We start from the raw sequence: 17,049 nt of genomic DNA on the forward strand, positions 1-17,049 counted from the left end.
GGGCGCGGGCTCAGCGGCCGGTGAAGCGGGGGTCGCGGCGCTCGGTGGTGGCCCGCACGCCCTCGGCGAAGTCGGTGGTGGCCCGCAGGATGGCCTGCTCGGACGCCTCGCGCGCGGTGGCGGCCTGGATCGCGGGCACGAGGTCCGCCCACATCGTCTGCCGGATGCTGCGCACCGCCAGGGGCGCGGCCGCGGCGATCTCGGCGGCGAACGCGATCGCCGCGTCGCGCAGCCCCTCCGCCGGAGCGAGGCGGTCGGCCAGGCCGATCTCGAACGCCTCCTGCCCGCCGACCCGGCGGCCGGTGTAGAGCAGGTCCAGCGCCTTCTGCCGGCCGACGACCGCCGGCAGCGTCACCGACAGGCCGAAGCCCTGGTGCAGGCCGAGCCGGGAGAAGTTCGCCACGAACCGGGTCTCGGGGCTCGCCACCCGGAAGTCCGCGGACACCGCGAGCCCCACCCCGCCGCCGATCGCGCTGCCCTGCACCGCCGCCACCACCGGGATCGGGGCGGTGAACAGGCGCAGCGCCGCCCGGTAGAGAGCCGGCGCCCCCTCCTCGGCCGAGACCGCCGCCGCCGTGCTGGTGCCGGCGAAGTCGGCGCCCGCGCAGAAGTGCTTGCCCTGCGCCGCGAGGACGATCGCGCGGACCTCGGACCCGGCCGCGAGCTTGTCGTAGGTGTCGGCGAGCTCCTCGATGAGGTGCACGTCGAAGTAGTTGTGCGGCGGCCGGCGGATCTCGACGACCGCGACGTGGTCGGGCCGGGTCTGGACGGCGACGTCGCCGGACTCGCTCATGCTGATCCTCCGTTGTGCTGGTCGGTGCCGGCGGTTGCCGGGGGCCAGACGCCCCGTCCGACATCCTGGCTGATCCGCCGGCCTGGGGCGCGCCGTACCGGCGGCGTCGAAACCGGGTGACCGTCGCCCCCGCCCGTCCGGCCGGGCTTATACCGCATCCGCCGCATTGCCGGGCGGTGACCGCTTCAATTCCGCCGGTTATGCGTATCGCTGGCGTGTCACCGGCCGATCACCAAGAATAGTTCCCGTCGGCTTCCGAGGATATTCAGTGGCCTCGGAGCCGAGTGCGGTGTGCCCTTCCTGGGCGCTCCGTGCTGTTTATCGGCGATCCACCTGGGGTTTCTTTCGTGGTGGGGTGGATCGGCCCGGTGGAATCCGTGAACCCGTGCCGGGGAAAGGAAGATCATGACTGTTGACGATCTCGACTCGCACACGCTGGTCGGGCGGCCGGCAAGCGCCGCGAACGCTGCGGCGCAGGCACCGGGCCAGCCCGCCCCGGACGGCCGAACCTGGGCCCGTGGGGACTACTCGGTGATCGCCCGCCTGCTCGTCGGTCTCGGCGGCGACCTGGTCCGGGCCGCGGGGGTCGCCCCCGTCAACCGGGTGCTCGACGTCGCCGCCGGCAGTGGCAACGCGGCCATCGCGGCCGCGGAGCTGGGCGCGGACGTGACCGCCTCCGACCTCACTCCCACGCTGATCGAGCGGGGCCGGCAGGCGGCGGCCGAGCGCGGCATCAGCCTGGAATGGCTGGAGGCGGACGCGGAGCTGCTGCCCTTCGCCGACGACGACTTCGACGTGGTGCTGTCCTGCATCGGCGCCATGTTCGCGCCCGACCAGGCGGCGACGGCGCGGGAGCTGGTGCGGGTGTGCCGCCCGGGCGGCACGGTGGCGTTGGCGAACTGGACCGCTGGCGGGGCGATGGGACGGCTGTTCGCGTTGCTGGAGCGGCACGCCCCCACCCGTGCGCAGGGTGCGCCGGCGCCGACCGACTGGGGCGATCCGGACCACGTGCGCGCCCTGTTCGGTGATCGGGTCACCCGACTGGAAACGCACCGCCGCACCGCCCGCCTGGACTTCGCCGGCTCGCCGGCGGAATGGTGCGCGCTCTACCGGGCATGTTTCGCCCCGGTGGTCGAGACCTACGAACGTCTCGGCACGGATCCGAAACTCCTCGCCGCGCTCGACGACGACCTGCTGCGATTCGCCGCCGGCGAGTATCTCGGCCCGCTCGGCGGTCCGGGGCGTTACGAGTTTGAATATCTCCTGGTGTTGGCCGAACCGGCTGCCTGACGGCGCTTTCCAGGTCTCCTCGGCCGGCTCCCCGGCTCCCCGGCTGACTCTTTGACCCGGTGTGGGTTCAGCGGCCGGGGGCGGGCCAGAACACCGCCTGCGGGACCGGAGAGCTCGCCGAGCGGGACGAGCCGACGATGATCCCGGTGGGGGTGACGGCCCACGCGTTGCCGTAGGAGCCGCCGAGGGTGGCGAGCTGGGTGAGCCGGCCGGCCTGCCAGCGGAACGCGCGCGTGGTGCCGTCGGCGGACGCCGTCACCGTGCCGCAGGCGACCCCCCGGTCGTTCAGGTCGACCGGTTCGACGGCGCCGCCGGCCACCCGCAGCGGGGTGCGGCGCCCGGCCTGCCAGAGGAAGGCGCCGTTCGTCGTCCCGTACGAGCTGACGAGCACCTGCCCGGCGTTGTTGATCGCCACTGCACTGGAGGTGGTGTCGCCGGGCAGGGTGCCGAGGTCGATCGCGCGGCCCCGGTCCCACAGCGCGGCGCGGCGGTGGCCATCCGCGGTCTCGCTGTGGCCGACGATCTGCCCGCGCTCGTTGACGGCGACGGCGGTGCTCGACGAGCCGCCAAGGGTGCCGAGGTCGTGGATGGCCCCCCCGAACCAGACGACGGCGTGCGACTGTCCGGCGGCGGTCGCGCTGGAGCCGACGATGTGGCCCGCGGCGTTCACGTCGACGGCTTCGCTCGACGGGCCGCCGAGGGTGCCGAGGTCCTGCGGCCGGGGGTCCCACCACAGGGCGGCGTGCTGCGCGCCGCTGTCGGTGCTGCTGTAACCGACGACGGCCCCGCTGCGGTTGACGGCGTTCGCGCTGCTGCGATAACCGCCGATGGTGTTGGTGCCGCCGAGGAACCCCAGACGCTGGTAGTTCCCGTTGAACCAACGGAACGCCTGGCGGTCGTAGTGGCTCACCACGTCGCCGACGACGACGCCGGCCTCGTTCACGGCCGCCGGATCGTTGCTGCCGTCGAGGAAATGCACGGTCCCGTCGCGCCAGATGCCGCCGATGGCGCTGTACGGGGAGTCGTCCCAGCTACCGGCGAGCAGCCCGGCGGCGTTCCCGGCCCTGAGCCGGCCCGCGCTGTAGGAATTGGGGCCGGGGACGAGCACCGGCGGCCGCCCGAGCGGGGAACGGGGTAGCGGCACCGCGGCCGGCGCGTTCCCGGTCGCGGCGTCGCCCGTTGCTGCCGCGACGGGCGTGACCGCGCCGAGTGCGAGTGGAGCGGTGGCGCCGGCCAGCGCGGCCAGGCGGATGAATGTCCTGCGGTCGTTCGGCATGCGGCCCGCCTTCTCAGTCCGCCCGACGGAGGACCTGGCGTTCTCCACCGCGCAACTACCCTGTGGAGTTGGATGGTGGCGCTAGGTTGTGATGTCGTCAATGAGCGACACGCCCCGTCGGCCGGCGGGACGGGCGGGACGGGGCGGGGCCGGCGGGACGGGCGGTGGTCAGCCGGGCGGGGGTCAGCCGGGACGGGCGGCGGTCAGCCGTGGAAGCAGGGCTCCGACCGCGAAGCAGGCGGCGGCCGAGATGATGGTCAGCGAGACGTCGACGGCGGTGGTGGGCGACAGCAGGCGGGTCGCGGAGAGGGCGAAGACGCCGAACAACCCGACCGCGCAGCCGGCGGGCAGGAACCGCAGCCCCCGCTGCCACCAGGTGGCCGGCGCGGCGTGCCGGCCGAGCGGGAGCAGCGCGACCGCCCACAGCAGCCCCATCAGGACCAGCAGGCCGAGTCCGAACAGTCCGTAGATGGACAGCAGCGAGCCGTGCACGCTCGCGGTTCCGGTCGCCTTCGCGACGGTGTGCAGATCGGTGTCCCGCAGCGCCACCTCGACTGGCATCAGCCCGGTGGCCCGCCCGTCCAGGTCCCGGATGTCGAGATCGACCGTCCAGTTCGCCGAGCCGCGGGCCGGCACCGTCGTGCGGACGCGGGTGTCGTAGTCGAAGAAGGTCAGGCCCAGCACGGCGCCGCTCAGCCGCACCGAGTCGACGTCCACGTCCGACCGGCTCAGGTTCTGCACGCCGACCACCACTCGGGCTACCGCGCCGGCGTCGAGGACGAGATCGCCCCGACCGAGCGGCTGGCCGTCGACGGTCACGGCCAGCTCCACGCCACCCCCCGGCGCCGCACGGGCAGCGGGTGCCGAGGACAACATGAGCCAACCGAGGCACGCCGCCAGGCAAACAGTGCTAAGAATTCTTTCCCGAACCGACCGCCCGGCCGGCATTGCGATTGTCACTACTTCCCCCCGCGACCGGGATGCGCGGCCGGTCGGCTGTTATTCTAACGATCGTCGTATGGTGGGACTTCCGCCAAACGTGCATCACGTGTTTTCGCGGGTCGTGGGGACGGGCCGGCCTCAACGTGTTGCCGGTCGCACCCGGGGGGGCGCACTGGTGTCTGGCCATCGATCGGCTGACCGGCTCATGAGGCGGTCCCGGCGCGGCGTCGTGCCGACCGTCTTTCTCGGTGTTCTGCTCCTTTGTGTGGGAGTGGGGGTGTCCGGCGGCCTGGCCGGGCCACCCCGGCTGGCGGATGTGAACGCCGCCGCGACGGCTACCGACGCCCCGCCTCATTCCGCCGGCGCGCAGGATTCGGCAGCCGCGACGGATTCCGCCGATTCGTCGGGTTCCGCCGCTGTGTCGGGTTCTGGTGCTGTGTCGGGTTCCGGTGCTGTGCCGGGTTCCGGCGGGTCCGGAGGCGTTTCCACCGGCGGCTCGTCGGGTGGCACGTCCCAGTCGGGTGGCACGCCGCCGAGTTCCGGCGGCGCGACCTCGGGGTCTCCGACCACGGATCCCGCGCCGCAGCCCCCGCCCAGGCCGACGACTCCGGCGCCCGCGCCGCAGACACCCGACGGCGAGGGCTCCCCGTCGCCGAGCGGCCCAGGGCCCTCGGCCACGCCCAGTCCTACCGGCCCGACGAACACGCCCTCCGCCTGCCCGAGCGGGACGACCGTCGCCGCCGGCGGGAACTGCACGCGCACGCCCACGGCCTGCCCGGCGCAGGCCGGTGCCGGTGCCTGCCCGACGTCTCCGCCGGTGTGCCCGACCGGCGCCAGCCCCGGCCCGGACGGGAACTGCGAACCCACCTCCCCGCCGCTCTGCCCCTCGCCGTCCCGCGACGTCCCCGCCGGCAACTGCCACGCGCCGCCGCCGCCGACCTGCGGCCCGGCGACCGCGCCCGCGGCCCCGGTCATCGTCGACATAGAGCCGTCCGCCGATCCGTGCTCGACCCCCTGCCCGACCGGATCGTCGCCGGCGCCGGGTTGCGACAAGCGGCCGCTCTGCGCGAGCACGGCCCCGGCTCGCCCCCGCGGCCTGGCAGCGGCCGCCGCCACGCCCTGCCCGTCGCCGACCGCCACCCGGACCGACCAGGCCGCGCCCACGCCGACCAGCGGTTCGCCGTCGCCGCACGCCTCGGTCACCTGCCCGGACGGGTCGGTGCGGGACACCGCCGACCAGTGCCCGCTGCCGCAGCGGTTCTGTGCCGGCTCGCCGGTCGGCGTGCCGGTGGGCGAGGCGTGCCCGGCGCCGACGCCGTCACCGCCGGTCCCGGTCGTCTGCTGGGACGGCTCGGTGCGGGCGGCGACGCTGGACTGCCCGGCCGGGCGGCGGCTGTGCCCGGGGGGCGTCGCGGTGCCCCTCGACGAGCAGTGCGCCGTCCCGGCGCCGCCGCGCTGCGCCAAGGGCACGGTCCGCGTGCTCGGAAAGTGCACCCCGGTGCTTCCCGCCGGGGCACCGGAACCGCCCGTCGGCACCCCGGTGGCGCGGGAGGCGCAACCCGGGGAGCTGTTGTTCGACCGAACCGTCGTCACCGCGGGGGACACCCTGTTCGCCCGGGGCGCCGGCTGCCGACCCGGGGCGCCGGCCGTGCTCACGGCCAGCGGCGAACTCGTCGGGCGGGCCGTCGCCGACCAGGCCGGTACCTTCGAGACTGTCGTCCAGTTCGCCAGCTTCCGGCCGGGTTACCGCCCGGTCAGGGCGGACTGCGGCAAGGACCTCGACGCCGGCATCGACATGGTGCTCGTCTCCGCGGACACCAGCGCGACGGCGCCGTCGGTCCTGCTGCCGCTGTTCCTCGCGCTGTCCTTCCTGGCCGTGCACTACCAGCTCGCGGCTCGGGGGCGGCGCCGGGCCAGGGCGCAGCGCCGCTAGCCGCCGGCCGAGCGTTGGCCGGCTTCCTCCGACCAGGGCGGGAGTGACGCACCGATGTCCCACCCATCCGGTCACGGCGCCACCGCCGACGGCGCGCACGACCGCCGTGGCGGGCCCGGGTCCGGGGAGCCGACCCAGGTCGGCCCCTACCGCCTGCTGCGTCGGCTCGGGGCGGGCGGCATGGGCACGGTCTACCTGGGGGTGAACCCCACCGGCGGGCAGGTGGCCGTCAAGCTGATCCGCCCGGACCTCGCCCGTCTCGCCGAGTTCCGGGCGCGGCTGAAGCAGGAGGCCGACAACGCCCGCCGGGTGGCCCGGTTCTGCACCGCCGCGGTCCTCGACGTCGACATCACCGCCGAGCAGCCCTACCTGATCACCGAGTTCGTCGACGGTCCGACGCTCGCCGAGGCGGTGGTGGGGCGCGGCCCGCTGAGCACGGCGGAGCTGCACCAGCTCGCGGTAAGCATGACGACCGCCCTGATGGCCATCCACCGGGCCGGCATCGTGCACCGCGACCTCAAGCCGTCCAACATCGTGCTGTCCCGGCTCGGCCCCAAGGTCATCGACTTCGGCATCGCCCGCGCCCTGGACACCGCCACCAGGCTCGATCTCGACCACGGCGGGGACCGCCAGCTCGGGACGCCGGCCTTCATGGCGCCCGAGCAGGCCAAGGGCGAGCAGGTCACCTCGGCGGCGGACGTCTTCGCCTGGGGCGGTGTCCTCATCTACGCCGGGACCGGTCGCTACCCGTTCGGCAGCGGCCCGACGCCCGGGCTGCTGTTCCGGACCGTGAACGATCCGCCCATGCTCGACGGGTTCGAGGACAGCCTGCGCCCGCTCGTCGAGGAGGCGATGCGCAAGGTCGCCGCGGACCGGCCGCGCGCCGAGGAGCTCTACGCCCGGCTGCTCGACCTGCGGGCCGACGCGCCGGTCGCGGTGCCGCAGCCGCCGCTGTCGCTGTCCGAGGTGACCGCGCTCATCCGGCCGCTGAACACCACCCCACGGGGCACCCAGCCGCCCCCCACCCCGGCCGCCGCGGGCCCCCTCACCCCCGTCACCCCCATCACGGATCATCAGCCCGTCGGGCCGCCGCCCGACTTCCCGCCGACGCCGGCGCGCGCCGACCTCTCCGGCTCCCTGCCGCCCGCGGACCGGGGCGATCGCAGCGGCCGGTCTGGCCCGCCGGCCGCGACCGCCGGGCCCGCACCGTCCGGGCCGGTCGGGGAGGCGTCCCCGTCAGGTCAGCATCCCGTCTGGCAGCCGGCCGAGCGATGGCGGGCGAGCTCGCCGGACGCCACCGACGGCCTGGTCACAGTCTGGACCGAGGCCGAGTCCCGCGGCGGCGTGGGCGAGCGCCTGGCGGGCGACGCGGCCGGCCACACGCCGGCCGGCGTCGCCCGAACTCCAGCGCCGGACCCCGGCCCCGCGCCCGCGGCCAGGGCCGCATCCGGGCTCGGGGCCGCATCCGGGCTCGGGGCCGCATCCGGGCTCGGGGCCGCATCCGGGCTCGAGGCTGGATCCGGGGCAAGAGCCGGGGCCGGCGGTGGGGACGTCGCGGGCTGGCCAGCCGACGGTGCGTCCGGTGCGGGCGCCGAGGACGCGGCACCGGCGTCCGCGCGTGGGCGGCGTCGCTCGGGGCGGCCGTGGCTGATCGTGGCGGCGGTGGCGGTCATCGCCGTCGCCGCGGGCCTGATCGTGGTCCTCGTCGGCCGCGGCGGGAACGGGTCGGCCGCGTCGAACGTGCCCGACTCGGTCGCCACCCGCGCGATCACGCTCCAGGACGACGACAGCGGGCTTGCCCGCCGCCTGGCCCTCGCCGCCTACACCGCCGCGCCGAGTTCGCCGGCCACCCGCAGCGCGATGATCGCCCTGTTCGGCGCCGACGTCGCCCCCACCACCGTCGACGCCGGGCCCGGCGCCGTGCTGTCGGCGGCGGTCAGCCCGGACGGGAGCCGGATCGCCACCGGCGGGACGGACGGCGTCATCACCCTGTGGGAGGTCTCCGAGCGGACCAGACTCGTCCGGCTCGGCTCGGTGCGGAGCACCGGCTGGATCGGGGCGCTGGCCTTCAACGGCGGTGGCGACCTGCTCGCCTCCGGCGGCACCGACGGCGCGGTGCGGCTGTGGAACGTGCACGACCCGGCCCACATCCGCCGCTGGTCCGTCGCCAGCCTGCACACCGACACCGTGCGCACCGTCGCCTTCAGCCCGGACAGCAACACCCTCGCCTCCGCCGGGGCCGACGGCGTCCTCGCGCTGTGGGACGTCACCGACCCCGCCAACCCGACGCAGCGCTCCCGCGCCGACACGTCCACCGGCGGGGTCTACGCCGTCGCGTTCGCCCCCGCCGGCCGGACCTTGGCCCTCGCCGGGGAGGACGGCACGGTGCGCCTGTGGGACATCCGGGATGCGGCCCACCCCACGCCGGGCGCGGTCCTGCGCGGGCACAGCCGCGCGGTGCGCGCCGTGACCTTCAGCGGTGACGGTGGCCTGCTCGTCACCGGCGGCGTCGACGCGACCGTCCGCCTGTGGGACGTGCGCGACTCCGGGCATCCCGTCCCGCAGGCGACCGTCGCCGGGCAGCTCGGCGGGGTCTCAAGCGTGGCCCGTGGCGCCGCCCCCGCGCTCGTGGCGTCCGGTGGCGACGACGAGACGGTGCGCCTGTTCGACGTCACCGACCCCGCCGCGCCGGTCACGCTGACCCAGTGGCACGGGCACACCCGCCCGATCAGCACGGTCACGTTCGTCGCCGGCACCGGCGTCGTGCTGTCCGCCGGGTACGACGGCACGCTGCGGCTGTGGGAGGCCGACCCGGGCCGGCTCGCCCGCGCCGCCTGCGCCGACCCGACGAACCGGATCACGCAGGGGGAGTGGGCCGATGCGTTCGCGTCGATGCCCTACCACCAGTCCTGCACCTGAGGCGGTCCTGCACCTGAGGCGGTCCTGCAGCGGACGCCGACCAGCCGGCCCGCGCGCTTTCGGCGCCCGGCCGGTGTTCAGACACGGGTCGGGTGCGAAAGACTGCGGGTGTGAGCGCTGAGATGGGGCCATCGGTGATGACGGTCGAGGACTTCGGGCCGGCCTGGCAACCGGGGCGGTTCGAGCTCGGCACGGATGGCCCGCGGGCGATCCTCGCCGGCGTGGACGGCTCTCGCACGGCGATGCGCGCGGCGGCGTTCGCCGCGGGTCTCGCCCGGCGGCAGACGTCCCGGCTCGTGGTCGTGTACGTGGCGTCGCCGTCGGTCTGGGCGGCGCTGTCTCCGGCCCCGGCCGGGGAGGCGGTCCAACAGGTCATCGACTCGATCGCCGACGAGGTGCGCTCGTCGATCCAGGAACGCTCCGAGGAGCTCGGCGTGCCCATCCGGTTCCTCGTGCGCGCCGGTGACCCCTTCGACGGGATCAAGCGGAGCGCCACCGAGGTGCAGGCTGACATGGTCGTCGTCGGCGCGTCCGAGAGCGCCGGGCACCGGCTCATCGGCTCCCTGGCGAGCCGACTGGTCCGCAGCGGCCTGTGGCCGGTGACGGTCGTCCCGTAGGCGGTCCTCCGGTAGCCCGTCGCCTCTCCGGTAGCCCGTCGCTGCCGGCCCGCTGCTCGCGCCGCGTCTGCCGTCGGCTCTCGCCCGGCCGTGCCCCGTCAGTTCCGGGCGACTCGTCGGCGCGGGCGCGGCCAGGCGCGGGTGTCGCGTGGTTCCACGTACGGTTCGACGCCCTCGTCGAGGCCCGCGGCGATCGCCCGCGCCCGGGCGATCTCGGCGTCGAACTCCAGGCCGAGCAGGATCGCCAGGTTCGACAGCCACAGCCACACCAGAAACACGATGACGCCGGCGAGCGTCCCGTAGGTCTTGTTGTACGACCCGAACGTGGCCACGTAGACGGCGAACGCCCCCGACGCGATCAGCCAGATCACGACGGCCAGCACGCTGCCCGGGGTCAGCCAGCGAAAGCCGTGCGGTCGCACGTTGGGCGTGCTCCAGTACAACAGCGCGATCATGGCCGTGACGATCAGCACGAGGACCGGCCACTTCGCGAACGACCAGGCGGTGATCGCCTCGTGGCCCAGGCCGATCGCGGTGCCGGCCTGTTCGGCGAGCGCCCCGCTGAACACGACGATCACCGAGCTGACCGCGAGCAGCACCACCAGGGTGATCGTGATGAGCAGGCGCAGCGGGGCGATCTTCCAGACGGGTCGGCCCTCCGGCATGTCGTAGACGGCGTTCGCGGCGCGGATGAACGCGGCGATGTATCCCGAGGCGGACCACAGCGCGCCGGCCAGGCCGAGGATCGCGACGACCCCGCCGGACCCGGCGCTGTCGCGTAGCCCGGTCACGGCGTTGCGCAGGATGTCGCGTGCGGCGCCGGGCGTGAGCTGCTCGATGTTGTCGAGCAGGCGGTCCGTCGTCGACCTGCCCAGTAGTCCGACCAACGACACCAGCACGAGCAGCGCGNGGAAGACGGCGAGCACCGCGTAGTAGGTCAGCGCGGCGGCCCGATCGGGGAGGTCGTCGTCCATGAACTCGCGGACCGTGCGGCGCAACACCCCGAACCAGGAGCGCCGGGGCAGCTCGGTGACCTGCCCCGACTCGTCGGCCGCCCGCACGGCCGCCACCGCCTGATCCCGCAGCACCGCCTGGTCCGGCACCAGCACCGTTCCCGGTGCCTGTCCGGTTCTGGCCTCCGAGCCGGTCCCGATCGCGGACGGACCGCCGACCTCGTCACCGGCACCGGGGTCCGGTGCGGCGGCGGCACGCTGGCCGGTGTCCCGGTCGTTCCCCTGGCGCCCTCTCATCGCGCGTCGGTCACCGGGCCGAGCGGTGCAGCAGCCTCTTGGCGGCCCTGCCGGCCGGCGGATCCGCGGTGACCGGTCGATCGTTCGAGCCGGTCACGCCGTTCGAGCCGGTCACGCCGGCCGAGCCGGCCGGCACGGCCGCCGTGCCGCGCCGGGCCACCTTGCGGAGCTGGATCATGCGGCCGACGCCGGGGATCGCGACGAGAAGCGCGCCGGCGACCGCCGAGAACAGCATCGCGACGGCGAGCGGGATCGACCCGTGCGCCCCGAGGAACGACAGCTTCACATCGTCCTGGTTTTGCAGGATGAAGATCAGTAGAAGGATGAGGACGAGCGCGAACAGCACCAGCGTCGTCCAGACGCGGCTGGTGCGGGTCACCGGGATGTGCGTCCGCTCGGCGCGCCCGCCCCGCCTCGGATCCGACCGCCGTCCCGCACCCGGCGAGGGGGTCGGCGGGGGCGATGATCCTGGCGCGGTCGCCGGCGAGGTCGGCGAGCCGGGCGCGGCGGGCGCGGCGGTCGGCGGCGGGTACTGCCCGGGCGCCGCGCCGGGCGGGGGCGCCTGGCCGTACGGGGCGGCGCCGGGCTCGGGCGGCACCGGGAACGCGGCGGCCGGCGGCGGCGCGCCGGTCGGCGGCTGGGTGGCGGGAATCGGCTCGGTCGTCGACACCGGCGTGCCTGGAGGGCTCGGCACAGGTCGCTGGGCACCGCCCTCGGGCGATGCGGGGGTGGGCGGTGTGGTCATGGCCGGTCTCTACCCAACCGAACGGTCCATATCCCACTTTCGGGTGGCCATGCGTGGTCTTTCCATAGTCTGACGTCGTGCGACTACGGATGGGGTCGGGTTACGGCTGGGTGGTCGTGCCCGACGAGCCGAGGCCGAGAGTGGCGGTGGGTGCCGGCACGGTGGCGCCCGGCGTCGCCGTGGTGCCGTCCGATCGCAGGCCCGAGCCGGTGTCAGCGGTCGCGGTCGGGGAGAGGGGGGTCGACGGCGCGGTGGGGATCGCCGTGGCCGCCGGATCCCCGGTGGCGGTGGGTGTCGGGGTCGGCGTGGGCGTCACGGAGCCGGTCGGCGTCGCGGTGGCGCGATGCGGCTTGGGCGTCCTCGCCACGCCGCTGCCGTCCGACCCGCCGGTCACGGTCGACTGCGTGGTCTGCGCCGAGCGGCGGCTCTGCACGACGCGCTCGGGCGTCGGGCGGACCAGCAGGTACAGCGCGACGGTCAGCAGGAAGAACACCACCAGGGCGATGGTGGAGCGGCGCATGTGGATCGACTGCAGGAACTGGACCGGCCGCAGCGAGGACAGCGTTGTCAAGCTCGGCACCGCCTGATCGGATCGGGGCGCGCCGTGGGGCCGCCGCGGGTCATGAGGCTGGGGCGGGTCATGAGGCTGGGGCGGGTCACGAAGAGGTGGGGGCGGCGGTGTCGAGATCGGTGGGCACGATGATGCCCTCCCGCAGCAGGGCGGTGCCGATGCGCGCTCGCAGCGTCCGGCCCACCTCGAACTGCCGGCCCGGCTGGGTGCGGGCCACGACCCTGATCTTGAACTCGTCGAGGTCCATGCTCTCCACGCCCATCACGGTCGGGGCGTCGAGGAGCAGGGCGTGCAGGGTCTCGTCCGCGTAGGCCTCGGCGCCGACCCGGTTGAGCAGGTCGCTGACGGTGGTGAGGTCCGCGGTCGCCGGGATGGGCACGTCGACGATCGCACGGGCCCAGTCCCGGGACAGGTTGATCACCTGGACGATCTGCCCGTTGGACGTGGTGACCACCTCGCCGCTGGTCGTCCGGATCCGGGTGATGCGCAGCGTGACCTCCTCCACCGTGCCGGTCGACCCGGCCGGCGGACCGCCGGCGACGAGCAGGCGGACCAGGTCACCGAACCCGTACTGGCGTTCGGCGATGATGAAGAACCCGGCGAGGATGTCCTGCACGACCCGCTGCGCACCGAAGCCGAGGGCGACACCGACGATCGTCGCCGGCGCGACGAAGNCGGTCAGGGGCACGCCGAAGCGCTGCAGTACCAGCACCGCCGTCAGGCAGTAGACGATGACGAGCACGACCCAGGTGACGACCTGGGCGACGGCGTGCCGGTGCTTGGCCGCCTCCGTGCGCACCACTCGGTCCGTCCCGGTGGCGGGCACGTCGATCCGGCTGGTGACGCGGTCGCCGAGCCAGGTTGCCAACCGGGTGAGCAGCACCGCCCCCGTCACCAGCAGCACGACCTCCAGGCCGCTGCCGCGGGCCCAGTGCCCGATGTCNCTCAGTGGAGCGGAGGCCGTGATCACGGTCGTGGACGTGCCGGCGGCGCCGATCATGCGGCTCGACGAGGCGGGCGCGGGCCGTCCGGGTAGATCACCCACGCGGGCGACTGCCGGCCCGGATGAGGGGCGCGCGCCGCTGACCGTCCGCCCGGGCCACACCCTGGGGTGGGCGGCCGCACGCGGGTCGTCGCCGGCGGCGCCGGCCGGGGCTGTCGAACTCCGCTCACCTCCCCGAACCTACCCTCGGTCTACCCAACGGGTACACACCGGCTTGAGGTCACACGAGCGTTCCCCACATGCCGGTCCGCGTCGACACCGGCCGGGAGATCGGCGATCCTGGACGGGTTGCCAGGTGGAGAGGGCGGTCGGGATGTTCGGAAGGTTCGGCCGCAACCGGCTCGGCGCCGCCGCCGATGCCCGATCGGACTATCCCGCGGGCGTCCCCGCCGGCCACCGCGAGCCGACCCCCGGGCCCTACGACCTCGCCGACGCGCCGAACGACCGGGTTCGCCGGCTCGATCTGGGCTCGCTCATCGTCCCCGTGCCGGCCGGCGTCGCCGTCGACCTACGAGCGGATCCGGGCACCGGCCGTGGCGTCGCGGTCGAGGTGAGCGCCGGTCGGGCGGCGATGACGCTCGCCGCGTACGCCGCGCCGAAGAGCCAGGGTCTGTGGGAGGGGACACGCGCCGAGCTGCGCGCATCGCCCGCCGAGCTGCTCGCGGACCTCGTCCCCTGGATGGGGCCGAGGACCTGCGGGCCGGTCGTGGAAACCGTCGGCGACTGCGGGGCGGAGCTTCGACTCACGGCCGAGACGGCGCCCGGTGNGGAGACGGCCCCCAGCGCGGAGACTGCGCCCGATGCGGAGACGGCACCCGATGCGGAGACGGCACCTGGTGCGGAGACGGCATCTGGTGGGGCGGCGGCATCTGGTGGGGCGGCGGCGTCCGGCGCGGGGGCGGGAGCTCGCGGGGAGGCCTGGCTGGTGCGCGTGCTCGGCTTCGACGGGCCGCGCTGGCTTCTGCGGGCAGTGGTCACGGCGCCGGCCGCCGCGTCGGCCGATGCCGACGTCCTCGTCGACGAGGTGCTGCGTGGGGTGATCGTGCTGCGGGGCGGGCGGGCGGCCCCACGCGGCGCGGCCCTGCCGCTGCGCCGGCCCACCGACCGGGACGGCGATCCACCCATCGTCCCCGGCGCCGCCCGCCGCGGTGCCGATGGCGATGCCGGCGCCGAGGACGCCCCCGGCGGCGACCGCGCCGGCGCCCCCGGTGCTTCCGGCGGCGGCACCGACGGCGACCCAGACGGCGACCCGGACGGCGAGCTCGGTCGGATCCGACCCTCCGGCGCCATCGTCCTGGACACACGGGGGATCAGCCGGGAGGTGATCGGCGCGCCGGTCGGTGGCCTCAGCCGCAACCTCACCACCTGGGGCTGACCCGGGAAACGGCCCTCAGGGCGGGGCCCCTGCCGCGCTCCGCCTCCTGGGCGCCTCACCACCCGGGCTGGCGTCCGAGCGCCGCGGGCCGCCCGCCGTTTCGCGCGCGCTTGTGCTGATCGGCCCGTGGGTGTCGGGTTGTTCCGCCTGTACACAGGGGCCTTCGGGCGGCCGATCCGGAGCGTGGCAGCAGCGATGCTAACAGGGTCGGATCCGACCGTGTTGGGAGGCAGCGATGCTCCGTCACAGTTCGACGCCCGCGCAAGTCGTGGTGCGCGATCTGTCCGCCGACTTCGTCACGGAGGACGGTGCGCGCGCCTCCGTGGCGGGCACCCTGCGTTACGACCCGGCAGATCCGTTCGCGGTGGAGCTGATCCTGCGCCCCGGCCGGGAGTCCATCACCTGGATCTTCGCGCGCACGCTGCTGGCGGAGGGGACGCAGGGCCCCACCGGCACCGGTGACGTGCGGATCCGGCCGACCCGGTCGGAGGGGCGAGCGGTCGTCACCGTCTCCCTGTCCAGCCCGTCCGGGCACGCCGACCTCGAACTGCCCCGCTCGATCGTCACCCGGTTCCTCGCGGAGATCGAGGAGAAGGTGCCGGCGGGCCGGGAGGGCGAGGGCATCGACTGGAACGCGGAGCTGCGCACCCTCCTGCGCACCCGCAACCCCTGACGGCCCGAGCCCCCGCTCTCCTGACGGCTCGAGCCCCGCGCCTGACGGCCCGAGCCCCCGACGGTCCGGGCTCTTGACGGTCCGGGCTCTTGACGGTCCGGGCTCTTGACGATCCAAGCTTCTGGCGGCCCGCCTGCTCAGGCGGGCGTCCCGGCCGGCTTCGCAAGGAACATCATCTCGATGCCGCCGTCGACGGCCCGCCCGGTCTCCCGGTACCCGCGGCGAGTGTAGAGGCGGATGTTGTCGACACTGCGGGCGCCCGTGAACAACTCGAAGCGGGCGGCGGTGGGATGGCGGAGTTCGATCTCGGCGAGCAGCCGGCTGGCGAGCCCCCGGCGGCGCAGCCGCGGATGGGTGACGAGCCGGCCGACCCGGCAGATGTCGCCGTCGAGCCGCCCGCGCACCGCCGCCACCACCTCCCAGCCGCGCCGCGCGACGAGGACGACCGTCGCGCCGTCGCTCCGCCCGTCCCCGCCTGCTGCGAGGATGCCGCGCAGCTCGGCGACGGTCTCCGTCAGCGGCGCGATGGAGTAGTCGCCGTACAGCTCGGCCTCGGACTGGTAGCAGAGATACTGCAGCTTGACGATCTGGTCCGCGTCCTCGTCCCGGGCAGTTGCGAGGGCGATCCCGTCCTCCGGCGGCGAAGCCGGAAGCGCGGCGGCGGCGGGGCGTGGATCGGGAACGGGGCGTGATCCGGTGTCGGGCACGACCGTCATCCTCCCAGCGCTGCCGGCAGGCGCGGGGAGGGTGCCGGGTGGCTCAGGGTGCTTCGGGGGCGCCCTCGGTCGGTTGCCAGAAGGGGATCTCGGGCGGGTCGACGACTCCGGCGTCCCGCATGAGGATGTCGAGCGCGGGCGGGTCGATGAAGAACTGGTGGAAGGCCTCGGTGGGCCGCCAGACGTCGAGCACGATGAGCTGACCGTCGCCGGCAACGAAACGATGGGGCACGACGCCTACCTTTTGCCGACTATGCGATGGGTTCCCGGCCGAGGTGACGAAACGTCCGGTCGGCCGGTGGCCCGTCCCGGCGCCGTCACGACTGCCGTCGCTCGATGATGCCCCGCAGAAACGCCGCCTGGCCGACATGCTGGAGGTCGTCTGAAACGACGCTGATCAGGCGGACCCCAAGGGTGACGGGTGGTTCCCACCGTTCGTCCACCACGCGGTCGAAGTCGCCGCCGGTGAGCGTGGCGAGGTAGCGGACGGTCTGGTCGTGGACGGCCTGGTGGTAGCCGACGAGCAGCGCCGGATCGGCAACCCGGACCGCGTCGACCTCCTCGGTCGTGTGCCCGTAGCCGATCGACGCGACGGGCAGCGCCAGCGCGAACCGGTCCGCGAAGCCGCCCGCGGTCCAGACCTGCTCGAGCCCGGCGACATCGGCGACGTGGTCGTCCTGAACCCGGGTCAGGTGCCACACCAGCCAGCCGATGGAGTTGGACGTCCCGTCGACGCGGTCGGCGAGTTGGTGCGCGTCGAGCCCGGCGACGGCGTCGCGCACCTCGTCCTGGATCCGCCCGAAGGCATCGGCGAGAAGATCGGAACCGTTCATCGCGCGGGCTCCCTCACGTGGTCGATGCGACGCCGACGGCGCCGGTCTCGATCTTAGTGAGGACGGGTCGGTCCCGGCGCGCCGCCGATGCTCGTCGGCCGGCCAGGGCGGGT

General features: G+C 74.7%; 18 protein-coding genes and 3 pseudogenes. 8 read left to right on the forward strand and 13 right to left on the reverse strand.

Annotation, left to right across the window (positions count from 1 at the left end; translation table 11 throughout):
* Window positions 1–10: 10 nt before the first annotated feature.
* Window positions 11–793 carry an enoyl-CoA hydratase/isomerase family protein gene (locus tag UK82_RS22035; protein WP_055409049.1) on the reverse strand — a complete coding sequence of 261 codons (783 nt, stop codon included), beginning with the start codon at window positions 791–793 and terminating at the stop codon, window positions 11–13.
* A gap of 405 nt (window positions 794–1,198) precedes the next feature.
* Between UK82_RS22035 and UK82_RS22040 the strand changes: the two genes are divergently transcribed.
* Complete coding sequence (locus UK82_RS22040) at window positions 1,199–2,083, forward strand: class I SAM-dependent methyltransferase (RefSeq protein ID WP_201784232.1); 885 nt, start codon at window positions 1,199–1,201, stop codon at window positions 2,081–2,083.
* A 67-nt stretch (window positions 2,084–2,150) separates the two neighbouring features.
* Here the strand turns inward: UK82_RS22040 and UK82_RS22045 are convergent, their stop codons facing one another.
* The 3 genes from UK82_RS22045 to UK82_RS22055 all read right to left on the reverse strand — a co-directional run bounded on the left by UK82_RS22045 (window position 2,151) and on the right by UK82_RS22055 (window position 5,531).
* On the reverse strand, window positions 2,151–3,359 hold the full coding sequence (locus tag UK82_RS22045) for an HAF repeat-containing protein (RefSeq protein WP_044887749.1): 1,209 nt from the start codon (window positions 3,357–3,359) through the stop codon (window positions 2,151–2,153).
* 183 nt (window positions 3,360–3,542) lie between these two features.
* Complete coding sequence (locus tag UK82_RS22050) at window positions 3,543–4,178, reverse strand: hypothetical protein (protein WP_052681434.1); 636 nt, start codon at window positions 4,176–4,178, stop codon at window positions 3,543–3,545.
* 474 nt (window positions 4,179–4,652) lie between these two features.
* A complete protein-coding gene (locus UK82_RS22055) occupies window positions 4,653–5,531 on the reverse strand; it encodes a hypothetical protein (RefSeq protein ID WP_152989977.1) in 879 nt (292 codons plus the stop codon).
* Between UK82_RS22055 and UK82_RS22060 the strand changes: the two genes are divergently transcribed.
* The 3 genes from UK82_RS22060 to UK82_RS22070 all read left to right on the forward strand — a co-directional run bounded on the left by UK82_RS22060 (window position 5,521) and on the right by UK82_RS22070 (window position 9,770).
* On the forward strand, window positions 5,521–6,234 hold the full coding sequence (locus UK82_RS22060; RefSeq protein WP_236706300.1) for a hypothetical protein: 714 nt from the start codon (window positions 5,521–5,523) through the stop codon (window positions 6,232–6,234). The two genes, UK82_RS22055 and UK82_RS22060, sit on opposite strands and share 11 nt — an antisense overlap.
* A 54-nt stretch (window positions 6,235–6,288) precedes the next feature.
* On the forward strand, window positions 6,289–9,153 hold the full coding sequence (locus tag UK82_RS22065) for a WD40 repeat domain-containing serine/threonine protein kinase (protein WP_055409053.1): 2,865 nt from the start codon (window positions 6,289–6,291) through the stop codon (window positions 9,151–9,153).
* 137 nt (window positions 9,154–9,290) lie between these two features.
* Window positions 9,291–9,770 (forward strand): universal stress protein, encoded by a 480-nt coding sequence (locus UK82_RS22070; protein WP_044887753.1) that lies wholly within the window; start codon window positions 9,291–9,293, stop codon window positions 9,768–9,770.
* Between the two features lie 98 nt (window positions 9,771–9,868).
* On the opposite strand, the gene UK82_RS22075 is transcribed toward UK82_RS22070, so the two are convergent.
* From UK82_RS22075 to UK82_RS31795, 3 genes and pseudogenes are all read right to left on the reverse strand, one after another.
* Window positions 9,869–10,679, reverse strand: an 811-nt coding sequence (locus UK82_RS22075) for a YihY/virulence factor BrkB family protein (RefSeq protein ID WP_236706281.1), incomplete at its 5' end; no start/stop codon positions are given.
* Between the two features lies 1 nt (window position 10,680).
* Window positions 10,681–11,020, reverse strand: a pseudogene (locus tag UK82_RS39425) (ribonuclease BN); the annotation flags it as partial.
* A 10-nt stretch (window positions 11,021–11,030) separates the two neighbouring features.
* Window positions 11,031–11,366 (reverse strand): lipopolysaccharide assembly LapA domain-containing protein, encoded by a 336-nt coding sequence (locus UK82_RS31795; protein WP_236706282.1) that lies wholly within the window; start codon window positions 11,364–11,366, stop codon window positions 11,031–11,033.
* On the opposite strand from UK82_RS31795, the gene UK82_RS34155 reads away from it, so the two are divergent.
* A complete protein-coding gene (locus UK82_RS34155) occupies window positions 11,344–11,838 on the forward strand; it encodes a hypothetical protein (protein WP_173667340.1) in 495 nt (164 codons plus the stop codon). The two genes, UK82_RS31795 and UK82_RS34155, sit on opposite strands and share 23 nt — an antisense overlap.
* 27 nt (window positions 11,839–11,865) lie before the next feature.
* On the opposite strand, the gene UK82_RS22085 is transcribed toward UK82_RS34155, so the two are convergent.
* From UK82_RS22085 to UK82_RS42060, 3 genes and pseudogenes are all read right to left on the reverse strand, one after another.
* On the reverse strand, window positions 11,866–12,345 hold the full coding sequence (locus tag UK82_RS22085; RefSeq protein WP_236706283.1) for a hypothetical protein: 480 nt from the start codon (window positions 12,343–12,345) through the stop codon (window positions 11,866–11,868).
* A 76-nt stretch (window positions 12,346–12,421) separates the two neighbouring features.
* Window positions 12,422–13,010, reverse strand: a 589-nt coding sequence (locus tag UK82_RS39430) for a mechanosensitive ion channel family protein (RefSeq protein ID WP_236706284.1), incomplete at its 5' end; no start/stop codon positions are given.
* Between the two features lies 1 nt (window position 13,011).
* Window positions 13,012–13,279: pseudogene (locus UK82_RS42060) on the reverse strand (mechanosensitive ion channel family protein); the annotation flags it as partial.
* A 373-nt stretch (window positions 13,280–13,652) separates the two neighbouring features.
* On the opposite strand from UK82_RS42060, the gene UK82_RS39440 reads away from it, so the two are divergent.
* The 3 genes and pseudogenes from UK82_RS39440 to UK82_RS22100 all read left to right on the forward strand — a co-directional run.
* Window positions 13,653–14,106 (forward strand): DUF3710 domain-containing protein (locus UK82_RS39440; RefSeq protein ID WP_236706285.1); only part of this gene is annotated, 454 nt, incomplete at its 3' end.
* Window position 14,107: 1 nt separating this feature from the next.
* Window positions 14,108–14,714, forward strand: a pseudogene (locus UK82_RS39445) (DUF3710 domain-containing protein); the annotation flags it as partial.
* A gap of 235 nt (window positions 14,715–14,949) precedes the next feature.
* A complete protein-coding gene (locus UK82_RS22100) occupies window positions 14,950–15,387 on the forward strand; it encodes an SsgA family sporulation/cell division regulator (protein WP_052681433.1) in 438 nt (145 codons plus the stop codon).
* A 137-nt stretch (window positions 15,388–15,524) separates the two neighbouring features.
* Here the strand turns inward: UK82_RS22100 and UK82_RS22105 are convergent, their stop codons facing one another.
* From UK82_RS22105 to UK82_RS22115, 3 genes are all read right to left on the reverse strand, one after another.
* On the reverse strand, window positions 15,525–16,094 hold the full coding sequence (locus tag UK82_RS22105) for a GNAT family N-acetyltransferase (protein WP_173667341.1): 570 nt from the start codon (window positions 16,092–16,094) through the stop codon (window positions 15,525–15,527).
* Between the two features lie 52 nt (window positions 16,095–16,146).
* Window positions 16,147–16,335, reverse strand: a complete 189-nt coding sequence (locus tag UK82_RS22110) for a hypothetical protein (protein WP_044887756.1) — start codon at window positions 16,333–16,335, stop codon at window positions 16,147–16,149.
* 85 nt (window positions 16,336–16,420) lie between these two features.
* Window positions 16,421–16,936 carry a mycothiol transferase gene (locus UK82_RS22115; RefSeq protein WP_044887757.1) on the reverse strand — a complete coding sequence of 172 codons (516 nt, stop codon included), beginning with the start codon at window positions 16,934–16,936 and terminating at the stop codon, window positions 16,421–16,423.
* Between the last annotated feature and the right edge of the window lie 113 nt (window positions 16,937–17,049).

Origin of the sequence: Frankia sp. ACN1ag (assembly GCF_001414035.1) — a bacterium.
GTDB classification, from domain to species: Bacteria; Actinomycetota; Actinomycetes; order Frankiales; family Frankiaceae; genus Frankia; species Frankia torreyi.